The organism is Bartonella sp. B1098, from assembly GCF_944896145.1.
In the GTDB taxonomy this organism is placed as follows: domain Bacteria; phylum Pseudomonadota; class Alphaproteobacteria; order Rhizobiales; family Rhizobiaceae; genus Bartonella.
In genome coordinates this window covers 462,797-482,429 of the sequence record NZ_CALYLP010000002.1, presented here as the reverse complement: position 1 = coordinate 482,429, position 19,633 = coordinate 462,797, and the positions used below count along the sequence as shown (strand labels likewise).

Genomic DNA, 19,633 nt, shown 5'->3' with positions numbered 1-19,633 from the left:
TCTTTATAGCCACCGCATCATTTTTCATTTTCATAAGAGAGATTATAAATAGGATAATTGTGATTTATAGCTTGTTATGAAAACATCTAAAGAGAGATTGTTAATTATAGAGATGAGCAAAATCCCTTTTAATAGACTTTTGTCAGTGCTGTCAGTCTTGTCAGTTCTTTTTAGCCCCCCCTTTCTATATATTTTTTAATCAAAAATAAAAGTTATTATATTTCAATATCTTAATTTTTATTAAGTTTAAAAATAACAACCTATAGTGATATTATAAAGCTATAAATACAACTCATAATATATTTTGAAGGTGTTTTGAGAGTGTTAGGAACCTTCAAAACCTATAAGCAAAATGAATATATGTAACTCTCTTTAAACAAAGCTTTTGAAAAGGATAAAGCTATCACTTTAGATTACGGTATAATCTCTTAAAGGTAATCCAAAAGAAGCGTATTCTATTTAAGAGTGGATTTCTTCAAAGTCTTAAAGCAATACAAATAAGGGTGTTTAAAAGTGCAAATGATTTCTTTTTAGAAGAACACATATAAACACTCCTTTTAAGATTGTATCTAATCAACTTAATAAAAGAGGTATAGATTATGATTATAAGACTCTATACCCCTTATAAGATAGCATACCCATTATATGAGCATACCTTAATAAGCTTATTCAGTTTCTTTAAGTTCTAATTTTGGTAGTTTTTTCACGATTTTCATTGTCTCTAAACTTACGGTAATAACCTTTTGAAACAATTCTAGAGGGTAAGCAGGGTTGCCAATGGTCTCAACAGCATAGCGATTGGCATCATTCACAATACCACTTTTTTTATCAGTCTTTACACATTGACGCCCCATAACCCATTCAAGAGCAGGTCTACCATTGACGATATAGTTATAAGCCTCTAGAGGGATATCTGTCATAATGATATTGCTATTATAAATAACCGTTGTTTTATCCTTTTCCTTACTATTCTTAACTTTTGCGAATTTCATTTCTGTAACGTAGTAAAATTCTTCTGGATTAGGAATATCAGTTAATTTTGGATTGCCTTTTTTAAATGTGACTGGATAAGGTTCTACAGTTTCATAATTGACGTGCAAATGACCCAATTCACGTCCTGCTGTAACAAATTTCCAAAAATCATCAGCAGTTTTTACACAAGGGATACGAGGCAATTCTTTAGAGAGATTATCAGCATAACGGGTACGATAATCTTCCGAATGCAAAATCCCATAAACATAATAGAATAGATCATCTTTAGTAATTTTTTCATTCGGATAAGTAGCTTTAAAATGGTCTAGTCCTTCATCAGTAATGGCATCACGCCTCTGTAAACCAGTATTTTTGCTTTTCTCTATAGAATTCGTAAATAAATAAGACTGATTATTATCTTTTAAGGCTGTAACATCTTCATAAATATATAGTGGAAAGCATTGGCTAGTATCTATTGCATGAAAATCAGGTACTTTCTTAATCATGATGACAGAAAAGTCTTTTGTTGCTCCTGTACTTGTAAGTTGTATCACCTTATTATCAACCGCTTGCCCTATTGGGAATATACGCGGCATTTGATAAATTGCTTCATTAAAGGTATGATTATAATAGAGCCATTGTTGTGTAAAAGGGCGATATGAACTTTGCATAAGGCATGTATCTTCAAAGTCAAAAACCTTTCCTCTAATTAATTGCTGTTTAATACTAAAACTCCAACTAATTTTTTTCACATCTGAATTTACGAAATCATTTACAACTTTTACACGTGATTTACGTTCAGCATGTGCATAAGTATCATTAAAACGCTCCACTTCACTATTATAAAAAGTGATCATAGATTTCATATTTTTCGCTAAAGCTTCACGGCTTGAGTTATAAACCCATGCATCGCGACTTGTTACAATACCACAAGAAAAAGTATCAAAAAGCTTTTTATTACCAACCTTTTTATCACCTAACACTAAAAATGATTTGAAACTTTCATCACGTTGATTGATCCAATCACCGTGCTTATCTGGTGTAATTATTTTCCAACCTTGTTCACTCCGTGTGATGCCATCAATGCTTCCAAGGGATTCAATTATCGTAAGTTTTTCTTCTCTTTTAAGATAATCTCCAATATCACGGAAATATATCTTGCCACGTTGTTCAGATTCTGGATTTTTTACAAGAATGGAAATAGCTATAGGGGCTCGAGATCCCTCACCAAAAATTCCCCCACTTTCTTTTTTACGCTGCTCTCCAGACGTTCGTGCATTCCCCCGTAAATGGAAAATATAAAGGCTGCTAAATTCCTCAACGAGGCATTTTCGTAAGCCAGCCATAGCGTTTGCATCTACAAAACTTGCATTTGTAACAAAACCAATAACACCACGGTCTTTTATACGGTCACTTGCCCAGCGGATAGCACGGATATAACTATCATACAGATTTCTTTTTAGTGTTGCTTGAGATCTTGATGCATATGTATTACGAATTCTTGTATCAAGTGCAATATAGGTTATATTAGCATTATTATCATTTTCACTTTTTTGTCCTATGGAATAAGGAGGGTTACCAAAAATAACTTTGATATCCAGTTTCTTTTGATGTTCTAAATATTCACTGTTTTCTTTGAGTATACCTTCCATAAGATCTTTCTCTTCAAGCATTCGAAACGTATCGGTTAAACCAATATGCTTGAATGGGATATAATCACCTTTCATAAGACTATGATAGGTCGATTCAATGTTAATCGCGGCTATGTAATAGGCGAGCAAGACAATCTCATTAGCATGAATATCATGACGGAACTTATATTCCATATCTTCTGGTTTGATGAGATTTGATTGTAACAACCGTGTGATAAAGGTTCCAGTACCTGTAAAAGGGTCGAGAATAGAAACACCCCGTGATCCTAGACTTTTACCAAATTCATTGCGTAAAACATCATCAACAGAGTGAATGATAAAATCCACAACCTCAACGGGGGTATAAACAATCCCAAGCCTATCCGTGGTTTTCTTAAATGCCTTGGTAAAAAAATCTTCATAAAGCTTGATAATAAGGTTCTGTCTTGCTTGGGGGGTTGTAATTCCAGAGGCACGGAATTTTACGCTGTCATAAAACTCTTGTAATTCTTTAGAGACTTGCTTGATATTGGTTTTATCCAATTCAGCTAAAATCTTTTCCATCGCTTGTGAAATGGCATTGTTTTGCACAAATTCATTTCCATCAAACAAGGCCTCAAACACGGGACGCGTTACAAGATGTTGTCCTAACATCTCTAGAGCTTCTTCTTGTTTGATGTCGCTGTTTAAGTTGTTTTTTAGTTCTTTATGAAAGCTCTCAAAAGCATGATAGGCTTCACTGGTTTCATCGGATAGGATATCTTTAAGATGATTGATATAATTTTGCGCAATCTCAGCAACATTGCCAGCCCAGATGCCCCAATAATCCGCAAGGGTAAATTTCTTAGCCAGAAGAGTTTTAAGGGCATTAGGAAACTCTTTATAAAAGGGTAATCTTCCTGTTACGCTATGAATGTATTTTTGTGGTTCATAGGCTGCTTTTCCAATATCAAGACCCGTGCTTTCTGGTTTCTCATAAACATGGAGTTTATCTTCAACCGTCGTCATACTCTTTAAGGCAGCAATCTCTAAAGTATGACTAACATCTTGACCTAAAATCATCTGGTTAAGGGTTACTTCAAAGTTCTCATCATGGGAAAGCAACGCATTGATCACTTGCCAGACAACACTGTATCTCTTGTTGTATTTTAAAACCTCTTCAGCAGAAACCCCAGCAGGTACCCCAACGGGTAAAATGATATAACCTCTCTTCTTGCCCTTGGAACGACGCATGATACGCCCCACCGCCTGTATCACATCCACTTGGCTTTTGCGCGGGTGTAAAAACATAATCGCATCAAGAGCAGGAACATCAACACCTTCAGACAAACAACGCACATTGGTCAACACACGACACGTATGCTCCCCCGCATCTTCCTTTAACCAATCAAGAGCTTCGTTACGTTTCTTGGCACTTTGTGTTCCATCAATATGCGCAAAGGTACACTGAAGAGGCGGCGTTTCTTTATAGAGCTTATGAAGATTAGACAATTCTTTCTGGATTTCTTGAGAGTTAAATGTATCACGGATACGTTCAGAGGTCTTAATATCTTTACAAAAAGCCAAAGCCCGCCGCATAGGCTTGGGGTCATCACTCAAATCAACTTTCAAATCTATTTTACTCAGAGCTTGATAACAGCCTATAATCTTAGTCTTATCATCAAGGATAAGTTCATAATTCTCATCGGTCATCAGATGTTGAATGGATTCACTGATTTCCCCCTCATCAACACCCAAGATAATAATCTTATAAGGAACTAAGAGTTCATTCTGGACGGCTTTTGAGAATGTATAGGTGTAAAGCTCTTTTCCATAAAGCGCTTCATCATCCATAGACGCCAGAATGCCATTCATTTCATGAGCTTGTTTTTTAGCATTGTCAGCAAAGATCTTAGGCGTTGCTGTCATATATAGACGTTTTTTGCCGCCAATGATGCTGTTGTCATGAACCTTGATAAATTCAGATTCATGCTTGTCTGTTCCCAATACAACCCCCGTCGTCCTATGAGCTTCATCGCAAATAATCAGATCAAACTCGGGTAACCCATAATCCTTTTGTGCATCCGAAATCACTTGAATGGAATGATAGGTTGAAAAGATGACTGTCATCACATCAAGAGAGGTTTTATTGGCTTTACGTGCAAGCTCTTGTGAATCCGTGGTAGCGGGTAAAACAAGATCAGAAGCATCGAGACCAGATTCATCATCATGTTTCCCTTTACGACGTTTTCCTACTTGTGTATCCGAACACACCGCAAAAGAACGTAAAGGAATTTCTGTATCAAGGGTCCATTCACGGATTGTTTGTGACATCAAAGCAAGAGAAGGGACTAAAAACAACACACGCTTGCCTTTTCCCGCCATGGTCTCTGCTATCTTAAGGCTTGTGAAAGTCTTGCCCGTCCCACATGCCATAATAAGCTTGCCACGGTCTGCTTCTTGTAAACCTTCACAGACTTTCTCAAGAGCTTCTTTTTGATGATCTAAAAGCTTTTTTTTCGGTTGCTCTTTAAGGACGGCTTGTCCTCTTTCTTTATAAGCCCCCCAATCAATTTGGCTGTTTTCTAAATCAAACAGATTAATCTGTTGAATACGAACTTCTTGACCATCACATGTGTTGTTCGCATTATCACTCCAATTGCTTTCAGTGCTATCAACCAATATGCGACGTGTGAATATTTTCTTCCCAGAGGCAGCGATAAAACTATCAATATCTTCTTTTTTAATGATGTGAGAAGCATCATAGCATTTACATTGAATAGCCGCATAGCCGCCGTCATCACGGATTGTAGCGACCAGATCAATGCCAATATCACGCCCATCTTCATCATGCTCTTGAGCCCATTCCAAATAAGTTTGAACCTTTTCGTATTCTTGCTTTTGAAGAGGGTCCTCAGACAGATAATCCTTCACAAGATTTTCAAAAAGGGTTCCCAATTCACGGGGTGATTTTGCTCGTTGACGATAATAGTCCAACAGAGAGCGTAGCGTGACGTGTTTATTATCAGACTTAACAGATTGCAGCATATTACAATAAAAATCCCTTGTCTTATAAGATGATCAATAACCATCAAAAGAATCAAAACGAATTCAATTAAATGCGTTTAAAACAAATATCGATAAAAATGGGGAAAAACTGCTAAAAAAGCCGATAATTTTTTCAAAAGAGGTTTTAAAAGGATACTTATCAACAGCCTATGAGAAAGATCAGATCAGCAAAATAGTGAAATTTGCTATTCATTTGATGTGTTAATCAAGACAAATTCACTATGGGCGCTTAAAATATCATAATGATTATTTTGATAAGTTTTATAAAGCATTGAAAAGGGTATTTGTGTCAGTTCAATTTACTGACAGATAACTGACACATATATATTATGAGTTGAATTTATGGGTTATATCTTAATAAGGGTTGTATCATTAAAATACTAACGTATTGAAATATAATGTTTTCTATTTCCTCTCATTTAAAAAAAATGCTATAGGGGCTAGAGTGAACTGACTAAACTCTTTTTATAAGGTCATTCAGATCATTTTCTTTGGAGAACGGTTGCTTAATACTCTTTAAAAGAGTTTTGTGTGCTTCTTGACTGGGGATATTGAGGCATTGTGAACATTGACTTGTTAAATAGTTTTGGTTAAAGACTTTTCCATATATGTGTGCGGGGAGAGGTCTTCAGAAATAAAAATCAGGATTTTAGTGCATTTTTATTTGGACGCAGCGATGTGCTCTGTTGTTAGAAATCGTCATAGAATAATGAGTGTTTTGAGTGGTATTCTCAAGAGTTTATGAAGCGATATAATGCTTCATAAATGACAAAAGCGGGGGGAAAATCTATCGTGTTATTTATCTTTTTACGTCGAGAGTGTTTTTTAAGACTTTTTCTTGCTATTTTCGTGTTTTTTGGCATGTTTAGAGGCGTCACTGTTTATGCGCAGTCATCGGCTATTTTTCATTCTCCAGCAGATAATTTTTCTCGCCAACAATCTGAGAAGCAGCAATTAGAGAGAATTAAGAATTTACGTGCCTTAACGCCCAAAGGCATTCCAACGCCTGCTGACGAAAAACAGGGAGCACTTTGGGGCAGTGGGTACTGTTTTGCAATTCATGATATTATTGTTGATGGGGTTTATCACATCAAAAAGCGTGCTATAGCAGCGGTCACAGAACCTTATGTTGGAAGATGTATAGGTCTTGTCGATATTCAGCTTTTAATCAAGCGGTTAACCAAAATCTATTTGGATCAAGGCTATGTCACAGCGCGTTTTTATATCCCCGATCAAGATATAAAAAGCAGTAAGACATTAAAGCTTGCTGTTATTGAGGGCAAACTGTCAGAGATTTATTACAATGGTTTACCGGCTTCTCCTCATAATCATGTTGTATGGAGTGCTTTTCCGGGTTTGGAAGGGCATATTCTCAACATGCGCGATATTGAGCAGGGGCTTGATCAAATCAACAGGCTTTTTTCAGCACATGCTCAAAGTGAGCTTCTACCAGGTCGTGAAGAGGGGAGCACCATTGTCAATATTAACAATCAACCGGATAAAGCTTTCAAGGTTAGTGTTTCCCATGATAATTTAGGACAATCCTCCACGGGTTATGCCCGTTATAGTGCAGGCTTAAAGTTAGAAAATATTTTAGGTCTCAATGATGCATGGGATTTTAGCTATCAACGTAGTCAAACGGATTATTGGGGCGGGAGCCAGCAAGAGGGTCATAGTAATAACATTTCAGCAAGTGTGAGTATCCCCTATGGTTATTGGACCTTTGGTTTAAATGGCTATGCTTATAATTATCAAAGCATTATCAAGGGTAATTTTTCAGATATTGAAACGACGGGGGATTCCAGTGAGTTACACGCCAGTACAAGCAGGGTACTCCACCGCAATAGTGTTTCTCTGACGACTTTGAATTTAGGTCTTTCTTATAGAAGAACCAACAACTACCTTCTTGGCAATAAGATTGAAGTGGGGAGTCGTCAATATAGTGTTGCCAATTTTGGGATTTCGCATTCTCGTCAGTTGTTAGGGGGGACTTGGACCTTTGATATCAGTTATTTGCAAGGACTTCCGCTTTTTCATTCGGTTAAAAAACATGCTCCAGGAGCAGGGGATGCGGAGCCTCGATTTGCCAAATTTACTGGGACTCTCAATATCATGACACCCTTTGAGGTGAGTGGGTGGAATTTTGTCTTAAGCAATCTTTTCAGTGGGCAATATTCACCGCATAATTTATTAGCTGCAGAGCAGATATCTTTGGGGAGCGCTTCCAATGTTCGTGGTACGCGTGAAAGTTTGGTTTTTGGCAATAACGGCTTTTTTATCCGTAATGATTTGATGCTGCGCACTATTCCATGGCGCAACAACGCGACGCTCAAAAAGGTTTTTGGAGAACTTCGCCCCTATGTTGGTTTGGATTATGGTCGTGTTTTTGCACAACCTTTGTATGGTTTTACCAATGAGCAGCTTGCAGGTTGGAGCGCGGGTGTCAAGCTTTCGGGGGGCATGATTTCTCTTGATGCCAGTTATTCCAGTATTTTCTGGAGCACAGTCAAGCATAAAAAGTCAGACACGTTTTTAATGACATTAACAATGGATCTTTAAGGATAGCGATGGGGAGTACAGCATGAGATATGAGAAGAGAGAACAAAGAGCCGCTTTATTCGGTGTTTTAGTCTCTAGTACGATGCTCAAAAAGGTTTTATTTGGAGGGCTTAGTTTTTCTTGTTTGTTAGCCCCTTCAGCTTTACAGGCGCAAATTGCAGTTGATGCTAACGCGAGTGCCGCCCATCGCCCTGATATAGTGGCAGCGCCCAATGGGGTTTCTTCCATAGATATTGTAACCCCCAATGGCAGTGGTTTATCGCACAATAAATATAATGATTTTAATATTGGTCATTCCGGGGTTATTTGGAACAATCATGCGCAGGAAGTAGGGCAATCACAATTGGGGGGCATTATGCCGGGCAATCCCCATTTGCGTGTGATGGGTTCAGCGAAGGTGATTTTAAATGAAGTAACTAGTAGCAAACGCAGTGCTTTGAATGGTCCAGGAGAGGTTTTTGGGCGCCCCGCAGATGTGATTATAGCCAATCCCAATGGAATAACTTGTGATGGTTGTGGGTTTATCAATACGCCCCATGCGACATTAACCACCGGTGTTCCAGAAATTGATGCTTCTGGTTTTCTGAAAGGTTTTGTGATCAGAGGTGGAGCCCTCACTTTTGGTCCACACGGGGCTAATTTTTTCTCAGGCCAAAGGGCTGTTGATATCGTTGATATTGTTTCTCGTACGGTGCATTTTGAAGGTCTTGTTGCGGGAAAGGATATTGGGGTTTTTGCTGGAACGGGAAGTTATGACTATGCTTCTCGCCAGATGAAGGAGCTGACCGATATTACTGGTAAACCAGAATATGCGATAGATGGGTCTGCTTTGGGGGCACTCCAGGCGGATCAGATTAAACTTGTGGCAACCGAAAAAGGTGTTGGGGTTTGCATGCGCCATGATATGGCGGCCAATGCTGGGCAATTGCATCTTTCGGCTGATGGAAAAATTTCCCTACAAAGTGCTTTTGGTCACGGGGGTGTTGTCCTTAAATCGAAAAGCCAGAGTGTGTTGGCAAAGCACATCAGCTCCAAAAAGAATATTGATATTGCGGCTCACAAGGATATGACGTTAGAAACTGTTGGAGCTGAGGGTCATTTTACAGCAGAAGCGGGGGAAGGGCTTTTAACCATTGCCGGACAAGCGACCTCTGGAGGCAATATGAAGTTGTCTGCGCGCCATGCTATTAATGTCTCTGGTCTAGGGGCAAGGGCTGATATGGCGTTTGAAACAGGTGGTGATTTGACCATTGGTGGCACTGTTTTGGCAGGGGGTAATTTAAATGCACATGCTGGTGGGGATATACAAGGGCATTTTTTAGCCGGTGGGGTTGATATGGCAGCGACCCAAGCTACCGGAAATCTTGTTTTGGGCAGCCAAGGGGATGTGGATCTTCAAAGTGTAAGTGGGGGTATTGCCGCAGAAAATATTTATGGCGCTGGAGATATTACTTTAGGCTCTCATAAGGGGATACTTGTTTCTCAATCTCTTCTCTCACACCACGATGTAGCTCTTCATACACAACCCAATGCTGGGGTTCATTTTGGACAACTGATTGCTTATGAAAAAGCTGATATCCGTGGCGGGGTGGTTGACTTTTCTTCGCTGATGACAGGTGGGGATGCTGTTTTGAAGGTAGGCAGCCTTGATGCTGGCACTCTGATGACAGGTTTTGATTTTGTTGCCTCTGAAGCAAGCCCTTCGAATCCTTCCGGTGATCTTGTTTTTTATGATAAAGGTTCTCTTTCGATCACAGCTGAAAAAGGTATAAAGGTTGGACATATTATCAGTGGTGAAAATATTGAACTTTTTGCTGGCAACGATATTTATTATGATCAGATCATAGGGTACGGCACAGCGACATTAACATCCGTTTCAGGCGGGATCAGTGTTGAGAATGTGCTGTCTGTTCTGGGGGATGTGAGGTTGACAGCACCGACACTGGATTTAAGCAATAATCGTTCTCATATTTATACGCCTCAAACGCTGTATTTAATTGCGGATCATATTGATGTTTCGGGGAGCGAATTAACGTATGGTGGTTTAGATTTTAACAGCACCCATGCCCTTGATATTCATCATGCACGGCTACAAGCCATTACCGATGAAGGGGGAACGGGCGATATTCTTTTTGTCGCTCCAGGGGTTATGGCTGATAAAGAGACATCCGTTTTAGCGGCGAAAGATTTTATCATCAAAACAGGAAAGTTAGGCAATAGCGGTCAATTGGCAGCGGGGCAGAATTTAGTCTTTAGTGTGACAGGGAATGCGACCAACAACAAAACGGGTCTGATCTATACTGGTGGGAATGGGGCTTTAAAAGTTGATGGGACTTTGTTGAATGATTTTGGTGCCATTATGGCAGAAGGTGATTTATTTTTTACCAATGCAGATGGCACAGGAAAGAGCCTTTCCCTTGTTAATAAAGCAGGCTTGATTCAAGCCGGTGGAAACTTATTGATCCAAACCAAAACGTTGAAAAATGAAGCCGATAGCAAGCCTGAAAAGGAGGATAAAGAGGAATATAGGATCATTTCATTTCAAAGACCGGAAGAGCTTCGTTGGAGCAGAGATGGATTATTATATCATAATACAAAGTATAATCTTTGGGGAAAAGGACACATTGAAGAGCCAGAATCATTTCTCGGTGTTAACATCGAGCATACATTATTTAGTTTGGACGAAGTACTTTTTGGCAATAAGGAAGGATCATACGGCAAAGCAACTTTGCAAGATGGAACAGTTTATAAGGCTTTTACTTGGGTAAAAGGATGGGCGCATGCTCGAGATCATATGCAAACATATAAATGGAATGGTTCTTCCCACATGAGCGAGGAGACTGTGACGCAAGGGTTTTCGCATAAACCGGCGGCTCAAGGGATGATTCAATCTCACGGCAATCTTATTATTAACGCTGATGATATTGAGAATAACTACAGCATTATAGAAGCAGGGGGCAATGCGGATATCCATGCGAATGTGCTGACCAATGTAGGGATGACCGCTTATAAAAATACCTTTATGCATTGTCATGCCAATACAGATGCTTATTGTTATGCCTATAACGCTGATGACAGCCGCAATACGAGTCTCGACATAGCCAATGGCAAGAATCGCCAAACTGGCTCAGAAGTTCTCGATACGGTTTCTGGTCTTGTTCAGGCAGGAGGCACGTTGAATCTGAAGGTCGATAAACTCAACAACACGGCGGTTGAAGGGGCCATTACGGGGGAGGCGCATTTTGAAGCCAAGGCGGTTTCGGGCAATCCGCTGGAGGCATTGAATGGTTTGACTGCAGGAGGGGTGCTCTTTACACCCAAAGTGGACATCAATGGGGCGGGGGATCTTTCTGATGGGCTCCCTTTGCCAAAGCCCCAATCGGGCGGTGTTGGGGGGACTTTGCCTCAACAGAATTTTATTTATGAAACCAGAGCAGACTTTCTTGATGTTGGTAAGTTTTATGGTTCAGCCTATTTTTTAAATAGAATTGGTTATAAGCCAGATCGGGAGATTTTTTTCTTAGGGGATGCTTATTTTGAAAAGCAACTGATTGAAAAACAAATGCGTGATCTTGTGGGACAAGGTTTAAGCAAAGGCTCGTTTATTCCAGGAAAAGATTCGATTGAACAAGTTAAAACCTTGCTGGATAGAGGGGCAGATTATGCCAAAGCCCACAATCTCCCCTTTGGTGAGCCTTTAAGTGAAGAACAATTGGCAAGCTTAGAAGCCCCGATGGTGATTTATGTCCGTCAACAAGTCAAAGGCATGGATGTTTATGCACCGGTGCTTTACATTCCAGAAAAAGACAGAGCTTCCTTTGTTTCTGCTGGGGCTTTGATGATGGGTGATGATGTCAATATAACCAGCAAAGATCTGGTCAATTCAGGGCGGATCAGTGCTACCCATAATTTATCTGTAAAGGGTGAGAATATTTGGGGTCAAGGGGGGCATTTTGCCGCCGGAAATGATGCCGTTTTGCTTGCAGAGAACAATATTCGTTTGGAGGCAGGGCGCACAAGCGTTGACGGTGTGGAGACAGTGTTAAACACCAATGCCTTGTCTGCTGGGGGCAATGCAGCCGTGATAGCCAAACAAGATATCACAACCTCAGGGGTAAAGGTTACCACAGGGGGTGATCTTGCCATGTCGACAGAACAAGGAAACTTGACCATAGGGTCCGCAGCCACACATCATTATGATGCACAGGGTGATGCGACAATGCATCATCAATCGGAAATGCATTTAGGTGGTTCAACAACACTTTCCTCTGGAAAAGATTTGAATATTTTAAGCTCTGAAGTTCAAGCTCATGATGATTTGCACTTACAAGCAAAAGAAAATGTGTCGATTGATGCTACACGCAACAGTGCAAATCAGCATCGGAGAGATCAAAACTCCCATGTTGCGGTGCACAATGGCTCTCATTTAAGTTCTGGCAAAGATACCATGGTTATATCCGGAAAAGATATCCATGTTTCTGCGTCCAGTATAGATGCGAAAGGCAATGTTGCTCTTGGTGCCCAAGGGGAGATCACAATAGGGGTGAAAAAAGATGAAAGGGATATACATTTTCAAAATAAAAATACGAAAGTTGACAGTTCTATGTCCATTGCCGTTGGCTCTTCCATCAATGCTGGCGGGGATATCACCGCTGTAGCAGGGCAAGATGGCAACCCCCATGATTTATCTATCACAGGCAGTTCCGTTACAGCGGATGGCAAAGTGGGGCTGAAAGCCAGCCACGATGTTCTGATCAACAATGCAGAAAATAGTCTAAATTATGAGATGTCATACCATAAAAAGGGTGGAGTATTTAGCAGCAGCAAATCTGAGCATAGCAAGATTGATGCTACCCAAGTTTCCGGTTCACTTGTATCGGGGGGCAAAGGTGTTGCCATTGATTCAGGACACAACATGGAAGTTGACGCTTCGATACTCACAGCCGGCAAGGCGGGGGAAACGCGAGATCAGAAACAAGCGGATATTACGATTCACGCTGGGGAAAAGATTACCATCAAAGGTGTGCAAGAAAACTATGATCAACAAGCACAATCGTCGAAAAGTGGCTTTTTGAGTAGCAAATCTTCCGATAAGGCTGAATCCCATACCACAACGGTTTCCTCTATTCTTGGGGCAACGGGCAATATTGTGTTGAATGCCGAAAAAGAAGCCACGATTACGGCTTCTCATATGATTGCCAATGAAGACATCAATGTGAGCGGAAAAAGTGTGACGGTTGATGGCATGACAGACCATCATAAGGGCCATTCAGAAATCCATAAAACGAGTTTTGGTGTGGGGTCAGGCAAGGGCTTTGCTTCAATCTATAGCAGTGAGGGAAAGACAAAGAATGAGGAAAGTTTTGAACATCAAGGCTCTTCATTCAATGGAAAAAATATCACCATTACCGCTAAAAAAGAAGATGTGGATATCGTGGGCTCTGACTTTACTGCACAGGAAAATATTAATGTTTCAGTAGCCCATGATATGAATGTTTTACCGTGGCAGAATAGCTATAGCACAAACTCAAAAGAAGAACGCTCAGGCTTTGGCATTCAGTTTGGCAAAAGCCACACCGGTGTTTCTGTTGGGGTTGGTGTTGCAGGCGGCAAGGACAAAGGCGAGCAATGGGAAAAGACCAATACATCATCCAATTTCCACGCAGGCAATGATACGAATTTTAAAGCCGGCAATGATGCAAATTTACAAGCGACAAATGTTTCGACAGAGCATGATGTGAATATTGATGCAGGCAATAACGTGAAGCTTTCAGCAGCTGATGATACCTCTAATGTGAAGGAAAAACATGAAAAGTTTTTTGCTGGTGTGACAGGTTCTTTCAATGTAGGGATATTAGGTGATATACAAGACGTGAAGGATGCAGGCACACGTTTTGGTCATGGGGATACAAAACATAAAATCGGCAATGGTTTAATTGGTGGCTTGAAAGGCTATGGTCTCTATAATAAAGGCAAAGGTTTCTACAGTGGGATAAAAGGTGGAGCAACCCAAAAAGACATTCGTAATGCTCTTGATGTCTCAGCCAGCATTACGGCAGGCTTTCAGTCGAATAAGGCAGAAGCATCGTCTCAAACGTCCACTGCGGTCACAGATCACATAGTAGGGGGGCATGCTATTAACATAAACGCTCATGAGGGCAACATCTATGGTGAAGGGGTGGATATAGTTGCTGGCACAAACCCTCTGATTAATGATGAACAGAGCGGGAACATTAATTTGAGCGCAGGCCAAGATATCACGCTTGAAAGTGCACAAAACACGCAAAGCACACAAAATCATTCGCAAAGTGCTTCCATGAATGTTGGCTACACTCATGGCACCAGTGGTCATGGCTGGATGGGCAATGCTTCTTTTGGGAAAGGCAAGGGCTCTAGTGAGGAAGTACAGCACAAGAACAGCCATGTTGTGGGCACCGGCACGGTTCATACCAACAGTGGAAAAAACACCACACTGAATGGGGCAGTCCTTTCTGGAAATCGTGTAGAGATGGGTGTTGGGGGTGATTTCACCATTACCAGCCAGAGCGATAGGGGAAAAAGCACCAGCAAGCAAAACTCTTTTTCTATTGGTTATAATGGTGGAAAAAAGGACGATAAAGCTTCAACCAATATTGCCTTGAATAAGGATAAATCCTCTAGCAATTATCACAATGTTGTGGAGCAATCAGGCATCAAAGCCGGTGCTGGCGGTTTTGAGATCAACGTTAAAGACAAAACAACGCTGACCGGGGGCATTATTGACAGCAGCGCACCGGCAGACAAAAACAAACTGACCACCGGAACCATTACAACCAGTGATATCATCAACAGTGCTGAAGCTCAAGCCAGCAGCAAAGGCTATAGCATTTCAGCGGGGGGCCCGATGCATCAAGGCAAATATGGCGTTGTAAAAAACATTGCCAAAAATATCTTAGATCATTCCAAAGCTAAAGATTCTGAGGAAGGCTATACCAAATCGGATATCAGCGATAGCACCATTGTGCTCACCGATGAAGCAGGGCAAATAGCACTGACAGGGCAAAATGGCGAACAAGCCATTACTTCTCTTAATCGCGATACTGTCAATGCCCATAAGGGTGTCCAACAGCTCGATGTAGGCAAGCTGGAACAAATCGTCCACGAAAACCGTGAAATGGCCACACAATTGCTGGAGGAAGGGTTTAAATACAGCGATGACTCCTATAAAACCATGTTTATTAAAGAACATCCTCTCGCTGTGGTCGACCGTGATGAACAGGGCAATGTAATCTACAAAACAGATGAAAATGGGGTACCTATAAAAGACGCTCGTGGACAACCAATACCTCAGTTTCATTATTTAACGGATGAAGAAAAGCAGCATTTGCAGGAAGGGGCTGATGGTAAGGTCCATGTCTCCTTTAACGGCATCTTTATCCCACCCTATGAAGCCGCTGTTTATGCAGAGCAACATGCCAAGGATAAAAATGCACCGCTTTATTTTGTTGTGTTTCCCCAAGCCGATTCTGCCATCTCAGAACTTCTGGTAGCAGGCTACCAGAAGTTTTTTGAAAATAACTTTTGGGGTCTGACCAATTCCACACAAGAAGCAAAAGATTTGGTGTATGGCTATGGTCTTACAGGGTTAAAGCTTTACGGCCATAGCCGCGGTGGCATGACATTGGGGAATATGCTGAATTCTTTCAAACAAGAAGGCGTGCATGGAATAGCCAACGAAAACATGAATATCAATCTCTATGGGCCAGCCTTTAATGCTTTGGTTGCAGCCGGTCTGTTAGGTTATGTGAGTGATGGCAAACAAACCACTGTTGGTTTTGATGGGCATAAATATGACTTTGTAAGCCGATGGATTGGTGGTAATGGCTATACTTACGACACAGCACCTGCTGGCAGTAACGCTTGGAATGAAGCATGGAAAATGTTCACAAATCCCAACAGTGTTCATACTTGTCTTGGAAATGCGAGTGATAAATGTAGATATGATTATGGCTCATCTCATCTAGAACAATTTCCTTTAAAGAAATCAAGGAGTAAAAAATGAAACAAATTCTAAAGCTATTAGGTGCTGTAACTTTGTTAGGTATTGCAGGATGTCAGTTTAATAAGCCACCTCTAGGAGAGGTGGCAGCGTGGAAGAAACCAGGAGCAGATTTTACGGAGGTAGGAAAAGCTTTGTTAGAATGTGGTATGCCAACCCCTTATGATGTCTTTCCAGAAAACAGAAAGCTAAGCATTAATGCAATAGCAACAATTCATGCATGCATGGTTCAATCAGGATTCCATTATGAAAATGAACATGAGGGAGGGTGGTGTTATACTTATAAAGCCGAAAACTTGCCGATTTGTCGTCCTGGTACTGTCATACCCCAGAGAAGTGTCAAGAGGCGCTTAAACAGCCCGTTTTGTAAAAAATATAAAAATGCACTTGAGTGCAAACCTTAAATATTGCTTGTGATGGAAACAATCCCCACTTTCATGTGTTCCCATAATTGTGCGGGATTTTTCCATCAACACATTATCTCAACTCAGTCCTACATGTTGGATAAAAGATTAACAGGCTTAGGCATTTTTTATAGTAACGAAATCCATTAAAAGAGGGGAAGAATGAAGAAAACTTTAAAACTATTAAGCTGTATAGCTTTGCTTATTGTCGCAGGATGTGAGTATAAAGCTAAGGTTCCTTTATCAGCTTGGGAATTATGGGATAAGCCTAGTGCCGATACAATTGATATAGGGAAGGCGCTGTTAGAATGTGGCATGCCAACCCCTTATTCTCATGATGAATACAACAGGAAGTTAGATGGAAATGCGAACGCATTAATTGAAGCTTGCATGGTTCAAGCAGGTTTTAGGTATAAATCCGGATATTTGAGTTCGTGTGAGTTTTTTGATGCTCGTTTTCCGATTTGTCGTCCAGGTGCTGTCATTCCTCAAAGAAGTGTTAAGAAACGTTTAAACAGTCCCCATTGTAAAATAAATAGAAACAAACCTGAATGTCTACCGTAGTTTCTTGATGTTGGTATGATTAAGAGTAATGCTCAGTTCTTTTTATTTTTTGCACTAAGCGTATGGTTCGATTGTCTCGGCATTCAACGTGTTTTCAAATTGGTATGGACGGAGGAACATAAAAACATCAACAAGCTTATACAGCTTATAAGCACTTCGTAAAAGATCATTGAAGGAGAGGAAAAGTGAAAACAACTTTAAAGTTATTGAGTGGATTAGTTTTGCTTATTATAGCTGGATGTGCTCCAGGTCCTCATCAGGCTCTGGATGCATTAGAGAAGCTAGGAGCAGATAAGGTTGAGATTAAAAAAGTACTTTTAGAATGTGGAATGCTAAATCCTCATGACGCTTATATGATAGATAATAGAGAGTTAAGCATAAATGCGAATACATCTATTTATGCATGCTTAAGCCAAGCAGGCTTTCATAGTAAATTAGGATGGGATTGGAGAGATCGGTGTAGAAATTATAATGCCGAAGATCTTCCCATTTGTGTGCCAGGTACTGTCATTCCAAAGCGAAGTGTTGAGAGACGTTTAAAGAGTGCTTATTGTCAAAAATATAAAACTGCACCTGAGTGCGAACCTTAAACATTGCTTGTGATGGACATAAATATGACTTTGTAAGCCGATGGATTGGCGGCAATGGCTATACTTACGAGACAGCACCTGCTGGCAGTAACGCTTGTAATGAAGCATGGAAAATGTTCACAAATCCCAACAGTGTCTATACTTGTCTTGGAGATGCGGGAAATAAGTGTAGGATACTTTACGGCTCATCTCATCTAGAACAAAAACCTTGAATTAGATTATGGAGTAAAAAATGAAACAAATTCTAAAATTATTAAGCACAATAACTTTGTTGATCATAACTGGATGCCAATTTAATAAACCTCCTGGAGGGTATTTAAGTGTGTGGGAGAAGCAGGGTGAAGATTTTACAGAGATAGGAAAAGCCTTGTTAGAATGTGGCATGCCAACTCCTTATGATCGCGATCCAGAAAGCAGCAAGCTAAGTAACAATGCAATAGGAACCATTGAAGCATGCATGATTCAAGCAGGTTTCCGTGATAAAGTGGGGGGGGACTATGTGTGAAAATCATAAAGCTGAAAACTTGCCGATTTGTCGTCCAGGCGCTGTCATCCCACAGCGAAGTGTCAAAAAGCGCTTAAACAGCCCGTTTTGTAAAAAGTATAAAAACGCACCTGAATGTAAACCTTAAGTTTTGCTGTTGATGGAAACAATCTCCACCTCCATGTGTTCTCATGTTTGTACGGGATTGTTCCTTCAACAAGCAACATTTACAAGAAGGGGCTGATGGCAGGGTGCATGTCTCCTTTAATGGCATCTTTACGCCACCCTATGAAGCTGCTGTTTATGCAGAGCAACATGCCAAGGATAAAAATGAACCACTTTATTTTGTTGTGTTCCCCCAAGCCGATTCTGCCATTTCAGAATTTCTGGTAGCAGGCTATCAGAAGTTTCTGGAAAATAATTTTGGGGGTCTGACCAATTCCACACAAGAAGCAAAAGATCTGATGTCTCGCTATGGGAACACAGGATTGCATTTTGATGCCCATAGTCGTGGCAGTTTGATAAACTTGAATATGATGAATTCTTTAAAACAAGAAGGCGTGCATGGAATAGCTAAAAACACAACAATCAAATTTGTTGGTCCAGCGGCTAATGCTTGGGCTACAGCCGGTCTGTTATCTTATTTGAGTGATGGCGAACAAACCTCTATTAAGTTGGAAAATCATGTAGATGACTTTGTTGGTGTTGGGATTGGTGGCAATCCAAGTACTTTCTACAAGGTTCCCTCTGGCAGTAATTGGTGGAAAGAGGCATGGAAAATGATGACAAGCTATCCCAATGTCCATGCGTGTTATGGTTATGCAAGTAAAGAGTGTCAAAGCGATTATGGGATGCCTCACAGTATACAAATTGATGTAAGTAAATCAAGGAGTAAAAAATGAAACAAATTTTAAAACTATTAAGTGGGCTAATTCTGTTAAGCATGACTGCATGTAATTTAGGTAAGCCTGCTCCAGGGTACATAGCTATGTGGAAGAAACCAGGAGCAGATTTTACGGAGGTAGGAAAAGCATTGTTAGAATGTGGTATACCAACCCCTTATGATGTTGATCCAGAGACTCAAAAGCTCACTCCTAATGACATGGTCGCCATTGATGCTTGCATGGTTCAATCAGGTTTTCGCAATAAAAATAGAGTTGAGGGGGGGGTGGTGTTATACTTTTAAAGAAGACAACCTTCCCAATTGTCGTCCTGGCGTTGTCTTCCTACAGCCAAGTGTTAAGAGGCGCTTAAACAGCCCTTTTTGTAAAAAGCATCCGGAACAATATGAATGCTATCCTTAAATTTTACTGCTGATGAAAACAATTCCCATATTTATGTAT

General features: G+C 40.5%; 8 protein-coding genes and 2 pseudogenes. 9 read left to right on the top strand and 1 reads right to left on the bottom strand.

Going from position 1 to position 19,633, the window contains the following annotated elements; all coding sequences use genetic code 11:
• Nucleotides 1-665 precede the first annotated feature (665 nt).
• Nucleotides 666-5,630, bottom strand: a complete 4,965-nt coding sequence (locus NNJ85_RS02100) for a type ISP restriction/modification enzyme (RefSeq protein ID WP_254473165.1) — start codon at nucleotides 5,628-5,630, stop codon at nucleotides 666-668.
• Nucleotides 5,631-6,416: 786 nt separating this feature from the next.
• Here NNJ85_RS02100 and NNJ85_RS02095 point away from each other — a divergent pair.
• The 9 genes and pseudogenes from NNJ85_RS02095 (at nucleotide 6,417) to NNJ85_RS02055 (ending at nucleotide 19,594) form a co-directional block, all read left to right on the top strand.
• A complete protein-coding gene (locus NNJ85_RS02095; RefSeq protein ID WP_254473163.1) occupies nucleotides 6,417-8,210 on the top strand; it encodes a ShlB/FhaC/HecB family hemolysin secretion/activation protein in 1,794 nt (597 codons plus the stop codon).
• Nucleotides 8,211-8,232: 22 nt separating this feature from the next.
• Nucleotides 8,233-16,251, top strand: coding sequence for a hemagglutinin repeat-containing protein (locus NNJ85_RS02090; protein ID WP_254473161.1), 8,019 nt, complete (start codon nucleotides 8,233-8,235; stop codon nucleotides 16,249-16,251).
• A complete protein-coding gene (locus tag NNJ85_RS02085; protein ID WP_254473159.1) occupies nucleotides 16,248-16,652 on the top strand; it encodes a hypothetical protein in 405 nt (134 codons plus the stop codon). The genes NNJ85_RS02090 and NNJ85_RS02085 overlap by 4 nt, the downstream gene beginning before the upstream one ends.
• A 162-nt stretch (nucleotides 16,653-16,814) precedes the next feature.
• Nucleotides 16,815-17,216 carry a hypothetical protein gene (locus NNJ85_RS02080; RefSeq protein WP_254473157.1) on the top strand — a complete coding sequence of 134 codons (402 nt, stop codon included), beginning with the start codon at nucleotides 16,815-16,817 and terminating at the stop codon, nucleotides 17,214-17,216.
• A gap of 185 nt (nucleotides 17,217-17,401) precedes the next feature.
• Nucleotides 17,402-17,806, top strand: a complete 405-nt coding sequence (locus NNJ85_RS02075; RefSeq protein ID WP_254473155.1) for a hypothetical protein — start codon at nucleotides 17,402-17,404, stop codon at nucleotides 17,804-17,806.
• A complete protein-coding gene (locus tag NNJ85_RS02070) occupies nucleotides 17,794-18,018 on the top strand; it encodes a hypothetical protein (RefSeq protein WP_254473154.1) in 225 nt (74 codons plus the stop codon). The genes NNJ85_RS02075 and NNJ85_RS02070 overlap by 13 nt, the downstream gene beginning before the upstream one ends.
• A 20-nt stretch (nucleotides 18,019-18,038) precedes the next feature.
• A pseudogene (locus tag NNJ85_RS02065) lies at nucleotides 18,039-18,438 on the top strand (hypothetical protein).
• A gap of 43 nt (nucleotides 18,439-18,481) precedes the next feature.
• The gene (locus NNJ85_RS02060; protein ID WP_254473152.1) at nucleotides 18,482-19,192 is read left to right on the top strand and encodes a filamentous hemagglutinin; all 711 of its coding nucleotides are present in this window, start codon (nucleotides 18,482-18,484) and stop codon (nucleotides 19,190-19,192) included.
• Nucleotides 19,189-19,594: pseudogene (locus tag NNJ85_RS02055) on the top strand (hypothetical protein). Before NNJ85_RS02060 ends, NNJ85_RS02055 begins: the two are co-directional and overlap by 4 nt.
• Nucleotides 19,595-19,633: the final 39 nt, after the last annotated feature.